Annotated in this window: 18 protein-coding genes; 1 reads left to right on the forward strand and 17 read right to left on the reverse strand. The window is 38.3% G+C overall.

Going from position 1 to position 19,733, the window contains the following annotated elements; all coding sequences use genetic code 11:
* Positions 1–33 precede the first annotated feature (33 nt).
* Entirely contained in the window at positions 34–543 is a 510-nt protein-coding gene (locus tag ACQY69_RS05610) for a hypothetical protein (RefSeq protein WP_428259310.1), read from the reverse strand.
* 178 nt (positions 544–721) lie between these two features.
* On the opposite strand from ACQY69_RS05610, the gene ACQY69_RS05615 reads away from it, so the two are divergent.
* A complete protein-coding gene (locus ACQY69_RS05615) occupies positions 722–928 on the forward strand; it encodes a hypothetical protein (protein WP_428259312.1) in 207 nt (68 codons plus the stop codon).
* A 44-nt stretch (positions 929–972) separates the two neighbouring features.
* On the opposite strand, the gene ACQY69_RS05620 is transcribed toward ACQY69_RS05615, so the two are convergent.
* The 16 genes from ACQY69_RS05620 to ACQY69_RS05695 all read right to left on the reverse strand — a co-directional run bounded on the left by ACQY69_RS05620 (position 973) and on the right by ACQY69_RS05695 (position 19,726).
* Positions 973–2,694 carry a glycosyltransferase gene (locus ACQY69_RS05620; protein WP_428259314.1) on the reverse strand — a complete coding sequence of 574 codons (1,722 nt, stop codon included), beginning with the start codon at positions 2,692–2,694 and terminating at the stop codon, positions 973–975.
* A gap of 21 nt (positions 2,695–2,715) precedes the next feature.
* A complete protein-coding gene (locus ACQY69_RS05625; protein ID WP_428259316.1) occupies positions 2,716–3,741 on the reverse strand; it encodes an alcohol dehydrogenase catalytic domain-containing protein in 1,026 nt (341 codons plus the stop codon).
* 1 nt (position 3,742) lies between these two features.
* Entirely contained in the window at positions 3,743–4,447 is a 705-nt protein-coding gene (locus ACQY69_RS05630) for an IspD/TarI family cytidylyltransferase (protein WP_428259318.1), read from the reverse strand.
* 46 nt (positions 4,448–4,493) lie between these two features.
* A complete protein-coding gene (locus ACQY69_RS05635) occupies positions 4,494–5,753 on the reverse strand; it encodes an ATP-binding protein (protein WP_428259320.1) in 1,260 nt (419 codons plus the stop codon).
* Between the two features lie 157 nt (positions 5,754–5,910).
* A complete protein-coding gene (locus ACQY69_RS05640) occupies positions 5,911–8,781 on the reverse strand; it encodes a hypothetical protein (protein WP_428259322.1) in 2,871 nt (956 codons plus the stop codon).
* Positions 8,747–9,319 (reverse strand): hypothetical protein, encoded by a 573-nt coding sequence (locus ACQY69_RS05645; protein ID WP_428259323.1) that lies wholly within the window; start codon positions 9,317–9,319, stop codon positions 8,747–8,749. Before ACQY69_RS05645 ends, ACQY69_RS05640 begins: the two co-directional genes overlap by 35 nt.
* A gap of 2 nt (positions 9,320–9,321) precedes the next feature.
* Positions 9,322–9,891, reverse strand: a complete 570-nt coding sequence (locus ACQY69_RS05650; protein ID WP_428259324.1) for an HIT domain-containing protein — start codon at positions 9,889–9,891, stop codon at positions 9,322–9,324.
* A gap of 82 nt (positions 9,892–9,973) precedes the next feature.
* Positions 9,974–10,840 carry a DNA adenine methylase gene (locus ACQY69_RS05655; protein ID WP_428259325.1) on the reverse strand — a complete coding sequence of 289 codons (867 nt, stop codon included), beginning with the start codon at positions 10,838–10,840 and terminating at the stop codon, positions 9,974–9,976.
* Between the two features lie 102 nt (positions 10,841–10,942).
* The gene (locus tag ACQY69_RS05660) at positions 10,943–11,884 is read right to left on the reverse strand and encodes a DDE-type integrase/transposase/recombinase (protein ID WP_428258995.1); all 942 of its coding nucleotides are present in this window, start codon (positions 11,882–11,884) and stop codon (positions 10,943–10,945) included.
* 211 nt (positions 11,885–12,095) lie between these two features.
* Positions 12,096–12,950: a polysaccharide deacetylase family protein gene (locus ACQY69_RS05665; protein ID WP_428259327.1), complete on the reverse strand. Its 855-nt coding sequence runs from the start codon at positions 12,948–12,950 to the stop codon at positions 12,096–12,098.
* Positions 12,951–13,009: 59 nt separating this feature from the next.
* A complete protein-coding gene (locus tag ACQY69_RS05670; protein ID WP_428259329.1) occupies positions 13,010–14,305 on the reverse strand; it encodes an O-antigen ligase family protein in 1,296 nt (431 codons plus the stop codon).
* 352 nt (positions 14,306–14,657) lie between these two features.
* Positions 14,658–15,773, reverse strand: coding sequence for a hypothetical protein (locus ACQY69_RS05675; RefSeq protein WP_428259331.1), 1,116 nt, complete (start codon positions 15,771–15,773; stop codon positions 14,658–14,660).
* A 56-nt stretch (positions 15,774–15,829) separates the two neighbouring features.
* On the reverse strand, positions 15,830–16,123 hold the full coding sequence (locus tag ACQY69_RS05680) for a hypothetical protein (protein ID WP_428259332.1): 294 nt from the start codon (positions 16,121–16,123) through the stop codon (positions 15,830–15,832).
* Positions 16,124–16,191: 68 nt separating this feature from the next.
* On the reverse strand, positions 16,192–17,613 hold the full coding sequence (locus ACQY69_RS05685) for a lipopolysaccharide biosynthesis protein (protein WP_428259334.1): 1,422 nt from the start codon (positions 17,611–17,613) through the stop codon (positions 16,192–16,194).
* A gap of 12 nt (positions 17,614–17,625) precedes the next feature.
* Entirely contained in the window at positions 17,626–18,741 is a 1,116-nt protein-coding gene (locus ACQY69_RS05690) for a DegT/DnrJ/EryC1/StrS family aminotransferase (protein WP_428259335.1), read from the reverse strand.
* Position 18,742: 1 nt separating this feature from the next.
* Entirely contained in the window at positions 18,743–19,726 is a 984-nt protein-coding gene (locus ACQY69_RS05695) for a Gfo/Idh/MocA family protein (RefSeq protein ID WP_428259337.1), read from the reverse strand.
* Positions 19,727–19,733: the final 7 nt, after the last annotated feature.

The following is a 19,733-nucleotide window of genomic DNA, read 5'->3' on the forward strand; positions in this document are numbered from 1 at the left end:
GCTGTTCATTAGTATTCCTCATGCCGCAATGCGCTACATAGCCTCCAGCTTACCGCTGTGCTCCTTCAATACATCCTTGACGACATCCATATCGAGTTTGAGGCTATCCATCTCTTCCATTTTTACAACGTACCGCCTGTACGTATCCACATAACAGGACTCGATGTTCTGCAGTCTGGGCAAGACATCGTTTTCCATCAGCAGGTTCATGTGGTCGAGCTGATTCTGCATCTGGTCGAATCGCAAGTCCATGGTCCCCTGCATTTCAGCAAGTCTTGTATCCATGGTCCCCTGCATTTCGACAAATCTCGAATCCACGGTCCCCTGCATTTGAACAAATCTTGAATCCATCTGACCCTGCATTTCAGCAAATCTCGTATCCATCTGACCCTGCATTTCAGCAAATCTCGTATCCATCTGACCCTGCATCAAATTGAATCTCAGATCCATCTGCTCCTGCATCTGATCGAATCGCGTTTCTATCGGCTTCAGCTTCTTATCCATCAGCTCCGATATCATCAATATGTCATCGTTGGCCAACATCAGCACAGCCTCCTTTCAGAAGTTCGTATAGTACTGTGATTATACCACGGTTCGCATGTTTTGGGAAGCATCTTTATGGTTATTTTTTACATTTTTTTATTTTTTTGTAATTTGAAATGTGTGATTTCTCACTTTTTAAGTATAATCCAAAATATGAAAATAAACATGGAGAAAATTTATGCTTAAAGAAATGAAATGGGATGTTGCATATAAACTCTGGAAAGAGTGCTCTTACTCCCTTCCCAACACACTTAATGAACCTTTATCTGTAAAGACAATCTTTACGGAATACAATCAAGATGGTATCGATGAAATCCGCTCTGCAAAATCAACTGCTCAACTGCTGCCAAAAAATCTCAAGTCTTTTCCAATATCATCGTTTTAATCTATCTATTATCCAAAATCTTTAGACATCAATCATAAAATCATCTATCTCCCCAGCTTCTCCTTTATCTTATCTATATCCTCCCGCGTAATATGACGCTTCATCTTCTCCGTCAGATTCCTTATAGCTTCGTTTTTCCTGAAACCGACTTTTACGGAAAGAGGCGCTGCTTTCATTCCGGATCTTCGGATGATATCCTCATCCGAAAGATCTGTTATCATCACGCCTTTTCGCAGCTTTTCAAAATTCAGCGACTGATACATCTTGTTTACATCCTTCGCGGCATCATCGCCGAAGCTGAAGCCTGACAGCACCGCCTTTCTGAAGAGCTTGTTGGAAAAAAAGGTGTCATATCCCGTCAGTTTGCCGTTGCTCCTTCGCCCGCGCTTGGTATATCCGTAAGACGCACTCAGAACAGGTATCTGTTCGTACTTTTCCCCGTCAAATCGCTTCATGAGCATGGAAACGAAATCGATGCTGCCGTCCCTCATCAGAGAGAGTACCATCTGCCGCAGAGAATTCTTCGTAAACAGAACGAATTCGTTCAAAAGCATCACGTATTCGCCCTTTGCCGCCGCCAACGCCTCGTTTTTAAAAGGTGAGCCTATCCTGCTGTCTATCACCCGCAAGTTCATTTTCCTGCGATAGAGGTCGTCTATCTTTCCATAGGCTTCGACCGGTACGAGCACTTCGAATCGCGGGAAAAGCTGACTGTATATGCTTCCCAGCATCAGATTCAGATCCCTCGACGGCCTTTCTGCCGCCAGTATCAGCGACACTTTAGGGGAGGCAACCATCTCCGCAGCCGTCATGAAGGTACCATCGAAGCCGATATCCTTATGGCGGCCCACCAGCCGCTCCCATTCTCCTTTGCTTATATGCTCTCTATACTGTGCCGTTCTCGCCGACATGCTTCCTATAAGGTCTTCCGTCGCCCGCCATATGCCCCTGTAATATCCATTTATCATCTCGCCCTCTACGAAGCGAACATACAGCGGTTCCAGATAATCCGCTCTCTCTTCGGAGCTCAGCTGATGCCGGTCGGCCAGCCTCTCAGCTTCCTGCAATATCCTGTCGTGGGAATCCAGCAATCCCCCGAGATACTGACTGCTGATTATCTGGGTGGCCGAAGGATTCTCCCAGAAGGGTCTTTTGATATATTCATATGCTATCGCATCGCATCCGCATATCCTGCCGGCATGATTGAGGGCGCAAAAGGTGAATACGCCATCCTCTGCATTGGACATCTTCTCCACTCTCAATTTGTATTTTCGCAGGAATTCCAAGGAAAACATCTTGTTGCAGATGGACCACGCCCCGAAGAAATGCCTGTCGAGGGGGTCTATGTTTTTCTGCTTGGCCAGCTTCTGGGAATGCATGTATATGAGCCGTTCCCCAAGGCTGTACTCAGCCATCACGCCGACCACTATGTCAGCCTTCCCCCCACACGCTGCCCCATACATTTTCTCAAGGCTATCGTGAGGAATGATGTCATCCGGATCATAAAAAACCACGTATTCTCCTGACGCTTTTTCAATGCCCATATTCCGGGCGGAAGCAACTCCTCCGTTGGCCTTCACGAAAGAGTGAAATCGCTCGTCTTCCCTGCAGAAGCTGTCTATTATACGCTGTGATCCGTCAGTAGAGCCGTCGTTCACTACGATGACCTCAAAATCGGTCATCGTCTGATACTGCACCGACATCAGCATATCCTCTATATACTTCTCAACGTTGTACACAGGTACTATGATAGATACCTTACACATACTTCCTCTTCCCCTGTTCTTCTATACGTTCCACAGCATTATGGTCTTTCCACCGGCCTTGGCCATATCCTTCCTGAAAGCGACATGCATATCGTCTACAGTCCTTACATTCACCACGTCTCCCACGATATGCTTCATCAGCTCGTTCATCTCCGGGTGCTTTTCGAACATCTCTATGGTGTTGAGGAAATCAGCTCTTCCGGAGCGGCTGCTGCCAAACACTCTGAGTCCCTTTTCCAATATCATCCTGGTGTTCATCGGGACAGGGTTTTCCGAAACCCCCAGAAGGCCGATGGTCGCTTCCGGCCTTATATAGTCGATGATCTGGTCGATGGCCTTCGGCGCGCCGTTTCCGCCCACGCATTCAAAGGCGTGATCTATGATCATATCGTCAGGGATCGCTCTCACATCGAAGGTCCCGTCGGCAAATGAAAATCCGGAGAGCTTTTCGCGGCTGACGCCCATTATGTAGATCCTGGCGTCGGGATATCTGTACCGTAAGAGCAAGGCCGTGATATATCCCATATTTCCGTCGCCCCAGACGGCGATATTCTCCCGGCGGCCATGAGAAAATCTGTCGAACCGCCCTACGGCGTGATTGCTGACGGATATGATCTCCATAAAAGCCGCCACTTCTCTGTCGATGCTGTCAGGCAGCCTCACCACTCTGTCCCGTCCCATGGCGACGTTGTCCTGCATGAACCCGTCAAATCCGCTGGCCCTGAACCTGCTGGATCTGAGATAATTTTCCGCTATGAACTCATCGCTTTCGACCGGAGTGTTTGGTATCATCACCACCGCTTCTCCCGGTTTGAATTCTCCGCGATTGTCCAGCACTACCGTGCCTATCCCCTCGTGGATGAGAGCCATCGGCAGCTTCTTCGCCAGCACCTCCGGCGCCCTGGTTCCCTGGTAATACCGCTGATCTGCGTTGCAGATGGAAAGGTGGGTCGGCCTTACTATGACGCTGTCGGCCTTCGTATCTATTTCATTGAATTCCACTTCGATTTTTCTGGGCTCCGTGAGCCTGTAGATCGTATTGAGCATTTTACACACCTTTCAGCAGGCTTTCCGCTACGGTAAGATCATAAGGATAAGTTATCTTTATATTTGAATTCTCTCCCTTTACAAGCCGTACCTGCTCTCCCTTGATAACAAAGATCTTGGCCGCGTCGGTAAGAACGGCTTTTTCCTCCTCCGTCAGGCTCTCATACAGAGCCCGCAGCTTCATTGCGTTGAAGCTCTGAGGCGTCTGTCCCTGGTAAAGCACTGCCCTGTTGGGGATGTCGGAAATGACACTGCCTTCTCTGCTCTCGACGATAGTGTCCGTTGCCGGAATCACCGTATCGCAGGCGCCGCACCTTCTCGCCGCTTGGATGTTTTCCTCTATTATCCTGTACGTCACGAATGGGCGGACCGCGTCGTGGGTGACGATCAGCGTATCTTCATCAAGCTCGCCTTCCCTCTCTATATAGGCGATGGCGTTCATGATGGTCTCATTCCTCGTCTCCCCGCCTTCTATGACCTTGATCTTCTCAGTCTCCGAAACGTATTTTTTCACAAGTCCCTTGGTATACTCTATCCAGTCCTTTGGACAGAGGAGCAGTATCTCCTCGAATTCACTGCATAGACAGAACTTCTCTATCGTGTGGACTATTATAGGCTTGTCCCCTATGTTTATGTACTGTTTCGGTTTTTCTCTGTTTCCCATGCGGCTGCCGACGCCACCCGCCAGGATCACTCCGTAGATCATTTTTTCTTTCCTTCCTGTTACTGATACTGAACGCAGGCTATGCGTCTTAAATATACCATACCGGTATCTGCAAAATGTTATCTCTCAGTGCGCCCGGCTGCGGACACAGACACACTATCGCTCCCATGCCTCTCTTTTTATCAGGCACTTTATCCAGCACGGTAAAGGCAGCGGTCTGATCCGCAGATACAGACGTTCCTTTTTTTATCTCTATAGGATAGAGCACTCCGTTTTCCTCTATTATCAAATCGATCTCGCTCTCTACGGCTATCTCTTCTCCACCGCTTTTTATCTTCTTTTTATCTTTGCCGCGGTAGTAAGAGACGCAATATCTGTAATCGATGCCATTATTGGCATACGATTTGAGGATCTCCGATATGACAAAAGTCTCGAAGAAAGCTCCGCTCATGGCTCCACTTGCCAGCGTCTCGGGAGTCAGCCATCTCGTAAGATAAGCGGCCAGTCCCGTGTCCCTGAAATATATTTTAGGCGACTTTATGGCGCGTTTCAATACCGATGATGTAAAAGGCTCCAGAAGATATATTATCCCTGAGGCTTCCAGTATCGACACCCACCGTCTCACAGTTCCCTGGTCTTTCCCTATCTCATCGGCTATGTTGGTATAATTCAGCATCTGCCCGGTCCTCGCCGCAACCGCTACCATAAATTTTCTAAAATCGTCAAGATTGTGAACAGCTGAAAGCTTCCTGACATCCCTTTCGATGTATGTCTTTATATAACTTGAAAAAAAGGCGCCCCAATCCACATCCTTATCCTGAAGTTCAGGATAACTCCCGCGATGTATGATCTCCCATATATTATCTATCGGCTCGGCTGTTCCGCTCCTTTTTTCTATATATTCCATAGTGGGAACGAAAGGCTCGTGGAAAGAGCTCCCCTGTATTTCTCTCATGGAAAGGCCCGAGAGTTCAACAACGCTTACCCTTCCCGATAAGGATTCAGAAATCCCTTCCATAAGTTCTAACGCCTGTGAACCTGACAAACAGAACAGGCCCTTCGAATCACTCTCATCGCATTTGACCTTGATATATCGAAAGAGTTCCGGGCTTCTCTGTATCTCATCGAAAATAACCGGCGGCTGATTGAGCATCATAAACATATTGGGCTGTTCCCTGGCCTGTTCTTCGATAAATGGGTCGTCTAATGACACGTATTTTCTATCCGGAAACAGCTTTTTCAGCATGGTGGATTTTCCGGTCTGTCTGGCGCCCGTCACAAGAACACATTTAAAGGTCCTGTCCGATCTGAGCACGATATCTTCTATGCTCCGCTCAATATATTTCACTACGCACCCCTCCGTTTTTGACTAATACAGATTTATTTTCCGTATTAGTCATATTATATCCTCACCTAATTGATGTGTCAATATTATCCCCTGATACTTCCCCGAAGCTCTGCCCCAAGGAAGTTTATTTCAGCATTATTTGAATGATTTAAAACTTTTAAAAAACCCATTCCAATTGTTCTCCTTCTTGTTCTATAATCTCTATACCAAACAAAATTGAAGTTTCATCAATTTGCTTTTTTATCTTCAATTTAACATTTCTCCCAAAGTACTCATTTACCTTATTCCGAACAATTATCCATTCTGATCTATCATTATAAATAGGAAATTTTAATCTTATCAGTAATCTATCATAATTAATATAATCCACATCAATATAATCCATTTCTTTTAACTCATATATTCTATTCGGTTCCCCCAAATCAACATCTGTTAATAAATTCCTATCTTCATTATACCCTCTAAATGTTTTCAACAAGATATACCCTTTATCAAAACCGCCTTTTTTTTCTTTCTTGTTAGCCCTGATTTTCTCAAAATCCTCATCAGCAAATGCTTCGCGCTTTCGAATTTCACTACTTGCCTTTCTAATTTTTCCAATAAGTAATTTATTTTCACTTATCGACGATGTTTTAGCAATTTTTAGCGAGGCATTTAAGATTGTAAGTTTTTCTAAATCATCACATTTTTCAACACTTCTTTCTTCTTGCAATAAATCCTCCTTACCAAAAATAAATATTACTTGAATATTGCTCTTAATTCGTTCCATAGTTCCATAAACATATAATTTTTCAATTCGTGAAACAAGTGACTGTTTTTGTCCCAATGGTATAGCAATATCAAACCCACACAAAAAATCATTTATCGCATAATTTGAATTCCTTAAAAATAACTCTGGTGCATTTTCATTATGCTCTAACGCTCTACAGGCCTCTTCCAAATCTGCAAGTTCTTCAATGATTTCAGTTCTATCAAAAGCGTCAAAAACTTCATATGCCTCCTCTATCAGTTTATTTTTTATAGCCTTTTTTAACCCGCCTCCAATAATTTTTACAGTATTTATATTCTCCCCATTTTTTTTGATAATCTCGGGTATTCGATCTCTTACTAATTTATTAAATTCTACCGTTTCTCCTGGTGCTTTAAAATCATATGTAGTTAATACATTTACCCCAGTACTCGCTAATTGATAAAATAAATGCGCTAAACTTGCTCCTTCTAATAAGATATTTACATTCTTTTCTTTACAAATAGAAGCTATTTCACCAATAAATTTTTTACTCCTTAATAATTTATCATCGATAGGCTGGATTTTTACTATTCCTATTTCCGCCTGATCAAGTTGTTTGATCTTTTCTATGTCCTTCTCATCTACAACAGTAACATCCTTTTCATAGAAATACTTTTTTTTATACTTTATTTTTTTATAAGATAAAAAACTATAGCTATCATAAGTTTCATGATACCAAGGCAAACTATGTGTTCCATAATAAGATTGATCAATACCAACAAACCACATGATACTTACCTCTTCATTTAAGTACTCAGCAATTTTTCTTGATCTATATGCAATATCCCGTATAATTTCATTACTTGTAATTGTACATTTCCAATCATAAGGGGCGGTAAGTTTTTTCATAACCCACGCACCATTCTCATCTGGAGCTATATAGTGTTCCTTATATACAGGATGCAACTCAATATCAAACTCACTCTTACTCATCTTTTCAACATTTATTGCTCTTGTATCTACCTTTATGACATCATGTGAGTTATAATATAGTCCCTCTGGTAATCCCCATAACGCTTGTATTTCTACAAATTCATTCATCGGTTGCGCATTCACAAATGCAGCGGCTTTTGCAGGAATGAAATTATGAAAAATAAAAACATACTCCTTAATTTTACATTCTCGCAACTCAATGCATGCTTCCTTCAAAAAAGAAATTGCTTCTTCGTAAGACCTCACTTCATTACTTCGTTTTGATAACTGCGATTCTCGGATATCCTCACTCTCAACATTTGTTCTAATAATCAAAGAGCCTTTAAGTAATTCTTTCAAATCACGCTTTAATTTATCTGGAATAATCCCTTTAATTAAATTATCGAATATTTTTTTATTATCTAAAATATATAACGCAGGCATTTTCTCACCCACTTCTTGATATATAATAACGTTATCAATTTTCTTATACTTGCCTTTATCTTCAGGAGTTATACACCTCAAAATTTCCGGACAAAAATTTCTATCATAATCTACTTCTATATTATATTTTTCAGGATTAATTGCATCACAATTTTCTGACGCATAATCACATTGCACTAAATACAAAACACTCTTTGAATATACAAATTCAACATGGACTCTTTTTTTCTTGTAATAATAATACGCACTTACTATTCTTAAAGCTTCATCCATTTCTTTTATAGCTAATTGATTTTTTTCATAATTGGTTAGATCATACTTTTTTCTCCAATTCCGCAAATGTATAGTTTCCGTTTCAATTCCCATCAACATATTTGACTCATATTCATAAATAAAATCTCTATTTTCCTTTGCAATACGCCTTTCATTAGAAAGATGTCCCTTTATGTCGGGTATTATATACTTCTGTACTACTAAAGGGATCCCGTCTTTTTTAACCTCCATATTCTCACTTAAACGAATTATAAGCTGCTTTATTCCTTCATTTAAATTTCCCACATCACAGATTTCCGAATCATATTTTCCTCTTTCCATCATGCCTTCTTCATATCCAGATGAACGAATAATAACTTGATTCCCTAAAGATTCAATAGTAATAGCCTCTAATATTCTAGAAATATGTTCATTAAACTTAAATTCACAATCCTTTATGCTTAATAATGTTAAATACAATTCACTGCTTATAACAAAAAAAGGAGGTGTCCATGCAACTGGCATTTGACATAACCCCCAAGCCTTTTGACCCACATCTTGAATATTTATTTTGCTCCTATCAACATACTCGCTATTATGTTCTTTTATTATCCTTATCATTTCCCTCATATTCCGAATCTTCCAATGTGTCGTCTTTACAAGCAGCCTTTTCTGTCTTTGTAAACAAAACACAAGCTATTTCATACATTTTCCCAACAGCCTCATCCGAAAAATACCCTGTAAAGAATCCTATTATAATCGCCATTCCTCCACTTGAATTGATATCATTAAACATTATGGCTGCCATAACTAAGGATAAAGGGATTGCTATTAATGGAGAAAATATTCTCCAAAATACTCGATCTTCAGACCAAAGCCCATGAGCAACTACTCTATAGAAATATTTCATACCAAAAGTCGCACCGCCTAACAAACCAGAAGATACACAATATACTGTATTATGAAAAATAACCTGTTTTTCTTCAGTCAGCAAAATTTGTTTTTCGAACACCTCAAGGAAATTTAAGAAAATTACCACTAAAGCAATAGTCATTAAAACTACAATGTAAATGGCATCTCTAATAATCTTACTCTTACATTCAGGATACCTTGTTTTATAATCGCCAACTTGTCTACCATCTTTAGGTAATAAATCTTTCTTATCCATTTTTATCTCTTTATTTTTTCATATGTTCGCTGCACAATACTAGTATGCCCGTATTCTTTATAATTGAACTTTTCAAGACAATTTTCTTGCTTAGCCAAAATCTTTCTAAAATATTGTGACTCTACCTTTTTAATTAAATGAACCATTCCTGTTACTGTTTCTATATTAGTCACATTTTCAGCATAAAACCAATACTCATTTTCTTGAACAACTTCCTCAATTGTATCTATGGTACATTCAATCCATTTTTTATCCTTTGATTTCATTTCTTCAATTAAAGACCTGTTATAAGGCACAACATGTAAATGTGCATGATTCGTACTACATGCAATTAACGAGCCCTCATGATTTGCTCCATGCTCAAAAATAATAAATCCCGTATCATATACCTTTCTTAAGAGGTTCATTGTTTTATTTACAAATAATTTAAACTCTATATCTTTATAGAAATTTTTCATAGAAACCATATGTTCTTTAGGGATTATTAATGTCCATCCTTCAATAAATCCTCCTAAACTCAGAACTGCCATATATTTGTCATTTTCTAGAATGGGTGTATCTATTATTCCCAACTCATATTTTCCTCCTGCAATTTTGCAAAAGCGACATTGTTGATTACAAACAATTTTTTTAGTCATAATTAACACTACTTTCTTAGTCAACAAAATTAATTTTAATATCTTTATCATCAATCATTGGACATATATTCTTATTTTTAAATATTATAATTTCCTTTTTCTTATTGCTTTTTGTAATGCTATATAAGAATTCATAAGTCCTAAAATATTTATCACGATAAAGTGCTTTTATTTCATCAACACTATCATATGTCACGATCCAATCACATAAAACATTTTCTTCAATACACTCTAAAATCTCTTTATGATCTTTAAATGTTAAACTATTCTTATATAGTCTATTGCCTTTTACAAAATATGGTGGATCAAAATATACAAAGGCATTTTCACCATGCTTTGATATTACTTGATTTATAAAAGCCCTCACTTCCTTATTATATACCTTTATACGTTTTTTTTGTTCTGAAATTCGTTTAATTCTTTTAATAAGGCCTTCTTTATTATATCTGGCATTAATCAAATAATTTCCTTTTTGCTTTTGTCCACCTATCGGTCCTGCGTTCAATATTCCCGAACGATTAGTTCTATTTAAAAAAAAAGTTGCGAACGCTAAATCTACAGAATACTTGTTAGATTTATTCACATATATTGCTTTTTGACGTTTCCATTCTTCAAACGTCACTTCGGTTTCTAAAATTCTATTAATTAACTCACTTGTATCTTCAATTAACGCTCTCCAAAACGAATAAATTGCTTTATCATAATCGTTGATTATAATATTCCTTACCTTATTAGACAATAACAAATCTAATGCAACCCCAGCACCGCCAGCAAAAGGTTCAATATAAGTATCTATATCTCTTTCAGAGCACTCAATAATATGACTAATATATGGAGCAAGTTTTGCTTTTCCTCCTGGATATCTCAACGGGGAATAATTCAAAATATTACCTTCCTGTTAATGTAACAGAATACATTTTCTATATTATACTATAACATTAAAATTCCCGTCAATATTTAACGAACTTATTAAGGATTATCTGTCTTAACTGTCAAGACATTTGTTACACTTTGAGAAATACTCTGCTACTACCTGATCGGGACTTTTGAAGTCCAATACCGTCTTTGCTGTGCTGTTATATTTCTTCTCGTGTCTCGCTACTTTCTTCTTAAGCTCTTTCTCACTTGTGAATACTTCTCTGCCATACAGGATCTTCCCGTCTTCTCTGTGACTTCTCTCTACCTTCCCATTCTGCCATGGCGAATACGGTCTCGTTCTCTTAAGCTCCATATTCAGCTTTTTTACCGCTTTTTCAAACGCACTGTCCTTTTCCGTCTTATCATCGTCATTTACGAATTCCGGTCCGTTGTCTACCTGGATAGTCTCTATCTTGAATCCCATTCTTTTTCTCAGGCTCTTTATGAATTCCTTTGTCTCGTATGTGCTCTTCTCTTTTACTATCTTCAGCACTCGCTTCCGGCTATATTCATCTATCGCCGTTATCTGATAATACTTATCTCCGTAACATGGAAACCTTATACATTCCTGAGGTACATATTTGATATCTACCTGCACCTTCTCTCCCGGATATGTCCCCTGCATGTTCTCATATTTCGTATAGCTTTTCTTCTTTCTCTCTACTTTTCTGTATCCCCTGTTTCTTATCTGTCTGCACATACTTTCAAAACTTCGGCTATATCCTCTGCTTTGACATCTTACATATACTTCTGCAAGACCATACCTCCCGTTTCTCCTAAGCATGTTCTTTATCAGCTTCAGTTCTTCTTCCGTATGCGCGTTCGGGCTGCGCTGAGGCCTCCTAGACCTCAGCGCAAGGCTCTGAACGCTTCCATCGTACTTTTCCAGTTGTCTATATACAAACTGCCTGTAGGTATGATATCTCCTTGCAGCCTTTGTTACGCCATGTTTTAAAGCATATTCACATAAACGCTGGCGAAATCTCATTTCTTCGGTTATACTTTTCATGAGAGATACTCCTTACTGATACTTGTTTTTTTGGTCGAAAACTATTGTATCAAAGTATCTCTCTTTTTTTATTTATTTCTGTAACATATGTCTTAGCATATTACATAACGAACTTATTAAGGATTATCTGTAACTGCTTAAACTTCCATTCAAATATTCAATGTTTACCATATAGCTTTCATTTTAATCTATCACATTAATTTTCGTAATGCTAATAAATCACCTTTTCCAATATCTCCACAAACTCTTCATATGTAGTCTCAGCGGTCACCTTCTGCCGCGGAATCTCGTATACAGGATAATGCCTCGTGGCATATCCAGGCTCTTTGAACGTAAAAGCCATCTTTATCTTTGACTTGCCTATGGCCTCCAGCATCAAATCATTGTATCCGCCGTAAGGATATGCCATATACCTGAATCCATACTCATCCATCTTTTGGAAATCCTCTTCCAGCATTTTCTCCGTGGCAGTGACCCATGGCTCATTGCCATCCTCATCGAAGCCATGAAGGTCATAAGAATGGCTCTCGAACTGAAAGCCAGGATATTCTTTCTTCACCTCGTTTATCTTGTCCCATCCGATCTTCGCTCTCACATGAGGGTCATACGGGGCAGTTTGTTCCGGCGTATATGTGCCTATGACAAAGACCGTAGCATTAAACCCGTATTTTTTGAGGATCGGATAAACTTCATAATACATTTCATAATACCCGTCGTCAAAGGTGATCATGCAGCTCTTTTCAGGAACATCTGACTGCCCTTCGTGCCAATCATAAAACTCATCAGCTGTAAGAGTCCGCCAATGATTGTCATGCAGATATTCCATCTGCTTCTCAAAGCCTTCAATATCATCTATCCATTTGTTATCCCGGAAAAGCTCCTTTTTCACTTTTTCAGGCACAAATCCGTGATATGCCAGAACAGGAACGCATTCACTCATGAGATCTCTCCGTTCCCGTACAAAATGCATGACGCCCTTCCTGTGGGCTATACCATAAACAGATAAACAGGCCAAAATAAAGACCATAACTATAACGATCCACTTCTTCTCTCTCAACACGTTCATATCAAGCACTCCTTATGCTGTCCAAACCATATCCCTCGGTCTCTACTCCCGCCCGCCTTTTATTTATCTGTCTTTATATTATCGAGATACGTTTCATCCCCTTTCTCCCAGTCGGATTCCAATATCAGAAACATGTAGAAACATATGAAAAACCTGTTGAGTATGAACAGACTCTCAAAACAGTTTATAGCAAAGAAAAAGATGAGGAGCAGATACCAGTTCCCTGACTCCAGGCTCTTTGACCGCCTGATACGCTGTATCAAGATAGCGATGAATACCAGGAACCCTAACCAGCCGGTGCCGGAAATCATGCCGATGTAGCCATTGTGAGGGCCGAGTTCGGTAGCAGCATAAAATCTAGTACTTTCCATAGGCTTCACTTTATCAATTAGTTCTTTCCTCGCTTCCTGCTCTAATTTCAAGTTTCCCTTCCCAAATAACAAGTTATCCTGTTGTATTAAAAAACTTTCCTTCCAAATAATATATCTACTACTGCTTAACGAGCTTAATTTATCCTCAATACTCTCATATGACAGAGTTTGTTTGCTTTCATAATATCCTACCATCCCATAAATCGGAATCAAAGTAAGAACCATCAAGCATAAAGCAATGATAGTAAATCGCTTAAGATTCCCTGATTTACTGATATACTTTATTCCGATAAAAAGTAACACTACTATGATTCCTATATCAGCTGATCTCGCCCCGAAGAAAATAAGAGCAATGACATTGTAACATCCAAAAGCTATTACAAATTTTCCAGACAATATGTTCTTTTTATATATTGCTACGGCTAATACGATGGAAAAGCCCGCCATTATCCCTGCGGTGTTGACATTACTGAAAAGAGATGCCGTAGCAGCTTTTTCGTAGTATGTACATGCTGCTACGAGCTCCTGCATGCCAGCGCTTAAATGAGGAATGATAAAAAACAATATGATACACAGTATCGATATTATCAGCTCAAACAAAATGAAAAATTTGATATAAAAATTTCTTTTATTTGCTGCATTTATCGTATATCCGCAAATCCCGATGAGAAAAAACATCTCAAAGAATATGGTTCTTATCACACTATAATCAAATCCACACTGCCACAGAGAAATCAGTCTGATTATAAAATACGCGACTACGAGTACATTGTTTTTAAGCCACGGTATTAAATTGTTCCGAGGGGAAGAAAGCAGGTTAACAGCTACGATAAACAAAACCACTATCACCAAGAGATTCTGTATCGTTTCTATTCTCTCATCTATCCACAGATTCAATACTGTATTAGTACATATGAAAAGTATCGCCATTATCGGCATCAGGATTTTACCAACTAAAACATTAAGCCTATTTACAGAATCCATTTCGTCCCCTTACTTCTTTAATTTTCTTACCTCAAGGAAATGCCGTTTCAGCGAATAGGAAACCGACATCCCAGATATCGAAAACTGACTTAGATCTGCTTAGGTGACCTACTCTTGTATTTGTGCTATTTGTTCAACCCTTGCCGCATTAGCGGTGCGAAACAGGTTTGACTAATGATAGCAAATACAAATACCATTTTCGTAACAGAATCAAGTTACATTTCAAACAATTTCTTTATACCGGACCGCAGATATAACGTCATCGAAAATATACACTTTTCTTTTCCCTAATCTTACAGTTATGCCCCCATGCAGAGAGCTTTGATAAAAAATAATATTTCTTTTTCATCAATTACAAACTTCGCGAGCTTATACCATTTCCGTTAACAAGTAACCCCAAAGCTAATCCTATCGGCAGCCAATAATATGGATTTGTCAAATAGCTACTTGGAGCAAAACTTGCAAAAATAAAGGCTGTCCCCATTGCGATAATAACTGCATAAATTTTGCTATCTTCTTTTATGATTTTCATAATTAACTTACCAAATATAACAACCAATATTGCAACAAATAGCATAAAAATAACTACCCCATATTGCACCAATATTTCTACCCAAAAGGAATGGGGATTGCTCATCATATTCTTTTGCTCCGCGATACCGCCAAAATAGCTTGCAAAGCTTCCTGCTCCCAAGCCCAAGCCTTTGCTTTGAATAAACATTTCACTAATACTTTCCAAATATGTGTTTATTCTAAAAAACAAAGATCCCTGGTCTTGCACCATATTATCGACTTGTGTAATAACAGCGGTTTCAACTTCGGAAACTCTAACCATATGATTAAATATATCATATTTAAAAATTCTATATAAACATGCTGATACTCCCTCTATTAAATACCCACCCCCGTACCTTGCACAAATAAATACTCCCGCTATCGATAAATATTTACCAACGCTTGCTTTAACAGCAAGAAAATATACAATAATTCCCAAAAGAAGTGCAACTATACAAATCCATGCATCATCAATTATGAATATTGTAAATACGAAAAAAAGTACTGTGTAGTTGCCTACGATTGTTTTGGTATCTTCACTTTTATGAAATAAAAATACTGGGCTGAACACACTAAGAAAAGCACAATAATCATTTGGATTATAAAAAATTCCTGTTGCAATATATCGAGCCTCTTTCGGTATCATATCCCCCTTGTATATCTCTTGTAAACGATCAATGTAGTCAGAGTCATTCCACATTGAGGCGCCTAAATGTTTCCCTGTAATAGTCTCGACAAACCCTATTATTAAAAGGACTATAACCGCTATCTTTATTACAGTTATAATATCATAAAAACATTCTTTTTTTACTAAAAAAGATACAACATATACGCTCATAGCCGCCAATACCAGCGCCAAAATTTCTCTTGCCCCAATGTTAAATGCACTCCATGGAGACTGATACTTATACACACCTGACGCTGCCGACGAAGAGGATAGTGTAGATCTCGGTGGTCGCCTTCTTTTTTTTAAAAAATATCTTTTTCTTTCTTCTTCTCTTTTTTTTTTTTTTTTTTTTTTTTTTTCTTTTTTCTTTTTTTTTTTTTTTTTTTTTTCTTTTTTTTTTTTTTTTTTTTTTTTTTTCCTCTTTCTCTTTTAAGAATCACAAATATAAACAGGACCGGGATCATAACTCTATAATAAGTAGGTACCACTCCTAAAATATGAATGTCTACTATTGCATAATTACCAAAGATGACTGTAAAAACAAAAATGAAAGACATCACTTTATACTTGTTAAAATTTTTCGCAATAAAGGTCATTTTTTCTCCTAAGCTCAAATCTAAGTTACCGATTCCCATTTCAAATGAGGCCTAATATCCATTTATACTTAAAATCTTTTTGTTAAAACGTTATACAATAATTTAACCGTATCTTTATAGCTATATATTAATCCTGCCAATACAATACAACATATTACTATCCTATATACTAACGATAAATAATTTAATGAAAATAGAACTATTGCAAGTATAATTAAATTCATGACTATTATTTTCTTTACTTTATATGGACACTTATACACCTTTTGTGAAAAATAATTTGTCATTATTAACATCACTCCATACCCTGCCCATGTTGTGAGCGATGCTGCCAGCCCTCCATATTTCGGTATAAAAATAAAGTTCAAAACAACGCTGACTATCGCCGCTATAGTAACACAAAGCAATGACAGATCCGATCTTTTTTCAAATGCTAGCCCATAACCAACTATCGTATTTGCCGCATAGAACAACTGTGCAAACAGCAAACCCGGCAGCAAGATAAATGCCTGATAATATTGCGGATCTACAAAAATATCTAAAATTTCTATGGAAAAAATGCATACGAAAAACACAACCGCAGTTAAAAAGAAATTCATTACATCCAAAATAATCGAGTAGACTTCTCTGTTATTTTCCTCGTCTTTGCTGCTAAAGGCAAATGTCGTATAAGCCATATATATGCTATTTGAGAAGACATTTACGATATTTACAAACCTTGTACCTATTCCGTATATTCCCACGCTTTCTTCGCCGCAAAAATGTAATAATATCATTCTGCTTGCTGTGGTCAATATCCAAGTTGATACTACCATAGGAACAAGCGGAACGGAATATTTAAGCATTTGCTTATTTAATGCAAGATCAACAGCATTAGGAGACGGAAGTTTCTTTGAGCATCCGGCATAAAGTATCAACATTATCATGTTTGTAACCAATGTACTTACAATAAGAGCCGCTGCCCCTAATGTTATTACTGTAACAGTAATAACATTAGATACTATCATTACAAGAGAGGATACAACGCTAATGACAGCAAATGCTGTCATTTTATTTTCCACCCTCAAATAGAGGGAGAACGGCAAATACCACAGATTGCAAACCATTCCTAAAAGTGCAATTATTACTATCCAGCCATATTCTTCCGTACCAAATAAAATCAAAGCAATCTGCTTAGAAAAAAAGATTCCGATACATGGCACTACGCTTGTCAAAACTAAAGTGAAAGATGTGGTAGAAAACACTTTATTTTTGTATACATCTGTTTTTTCATCAAAATAGAACGCGCTATATGCTGAGTCTAATCCTAAAACGAGTATAGGAAAAAACAGGCTGGTCATTGTCGTGATTGAATCGGACACTCCCAGTTGTTCAGGAGACAGATATTTTGTGTACAAAGGCAATAAGAAAAAATTTATTGCCTTTGTACATAAATTTGCAATCAGCAAAGCGGCACTTCCCTTAAGAAATATTATAATCTTCTCTTTCAAATGTCTATCCTTTTATTTTGTGCTTATAAGAGTATCACAAATCAAACCAATCTCTTCATCACTTAAATATGGATGCATCGGAATGCTAAACACTTTATTGCTTATTTCCTCAGTATTTGACAGCTCCCAAGATTCAATGTCTGAAAATGCCTCTGACTTATGAATCGGTATTGGATAATAAATCATCACCGGAATACTTTTTTTGGACATCTCACGAATAACTCTATCTCTATGTTCACTATTTTCAGCTTTCAACGTATATTGGGCCCATGATGATGTATACCCATTTAATACTCTCGGAATTTCAAAATAATCAGCCAATCTCCTACTATATTGGGAAGCGACTTCATTTCTCTTAACCAATTCTTCATCAAAAATAGACAATTTTTCAAGTAAAACGGCAGCCTGTATTGAATCCAGCCGACTATTTAAGCCTATTCTTATGTTGTTGTATTTATCCTTTCCCTGTCCATGTATATGAATAGAGCGAATTTTCTCTGCCAAATCATCATCATTAGTAAAAATTGCCCCGCCATCTCCATAGCACCCCAGAGGTTTAGCAGGAAAGAACGATGTACCAGCAATATCTCCGAACGAACACGCCTTTCTTCCGTCATATGTTCCTCCAAAGCCCTGGGCTGCATCCTCTAATATAAATAGACCATATTTCTTCGCAATTTTTCTTATGCCATTAAAATTTGCAGGCATGCCAAACAAATCTACTGCCACGATACCTTTTGGGTTCAAGTTTCCTTCTTTTATAACATGCTCTATCTTTTTTTCTAAATCAACAGAATCCATATTGAAAGTTTCTGGATCTATATCTACAAAAACCGGTGTTCCTCCTGCCAGCCTTATGCTTTCCGCAGATGCGAAAAATGTAAATGATGGCACGAAAACAGCATCACTCTTATTTATTTCGTATGCCATGAGTGGAATAGTAAGTGCATCCGTACCGCTGGCACACCCAATTACATATTTAACACCAACATACTCCGCTAATTTTTCTTCTAACTCTTTTACCTCAGGACCGCCGATAAAAGCCTTATGTTCTAATATCTTATTCCATCTTTTTTGAACTCCACCAGCAATCTGATCATATTGCCTGTGCAAATCTATAAACTGCATCTCATACCTCCAATTCTTTATCTGCTTTTTCCAATATTTTTATTATTCTAATTGCAGCATCAGCATTTGTTGCTGATTCCTTCCTTGTGATTATCGACTGTCTAAATTGTTCCAAGCTATTATATAAAGCATCAGACTGTTCCAGTTTAGGAATTACGCCATCGCCGCTTCTGGTTTTGATAACATAATCTGCATATTCTATATCTTCAATCTTATCAAACCCTTTATCATATATTATCAGCTTATTCAAAACATCCACATCATCATAAACAAGCATTTTTTTAGTTCCAGCGATTAATATCCGGCGTTCTTTTATAGGTGAAAGCCAGCTAGCCGTTATATTCGCTAAAAAATACCCGTAGTCTAATGAAAGAAATGTGACAGATTCTTTTTCCGAATACGCTTTCGTACCGACAGCCTTTACTTTAACCGGTTCAGCACCATCGGTCAAATAATCTATAATGGATAGGTCATGTACGCTAAGATCCCACATGACGCTGACATCATTTTTCAATTGCCCTAGATTGATTCTTGAACAATTGAAATAAATAATATCCCCCAGCTCTCCACGAGCTATTAATTCTTTTATTTTTTTGATTACCGGGTGATAAACCATTATATGGTCCACATGTATTATTCGTCCGTTTTCCTGCGCCAGTTTCCGTAGTTCAACCGCCTGTTCTACATTATCTGTAAATGGTTTTTCTACATAAACATCCTTACCAGCTAATAGCGCTTGTTTTGCAAGATCATAATGGGCGCTTGTCTCTACAGCAAGAGCCACGGCATTAATGCTACGATTTGCGATAACATCATTAAAATCCAAAGTATAACTCACTGATTCAGCATATAAAGTTTTTGCTTTTTCCAGTCTTGTCGGCTTTTTATCACAAATTATGCTGAAGTTGTACTCTTTGTTTGCATAAAGCTGCTTTGCAACATTGGGCCCCCAATATCCATATCCTACTAAAGCTATATTTATCATACTTCCT

The sequence above is a fragment of the Gallibacter sp. Marseille-QA0791 genome (genome assembly GCF_965119705.1).
GTDB lineage: Bacteria > Bacillota > Clostridia > Peptostreptococcales > Anaerovoracaceae > Lentihominibacter > Lentihominibacter excrementipullorum.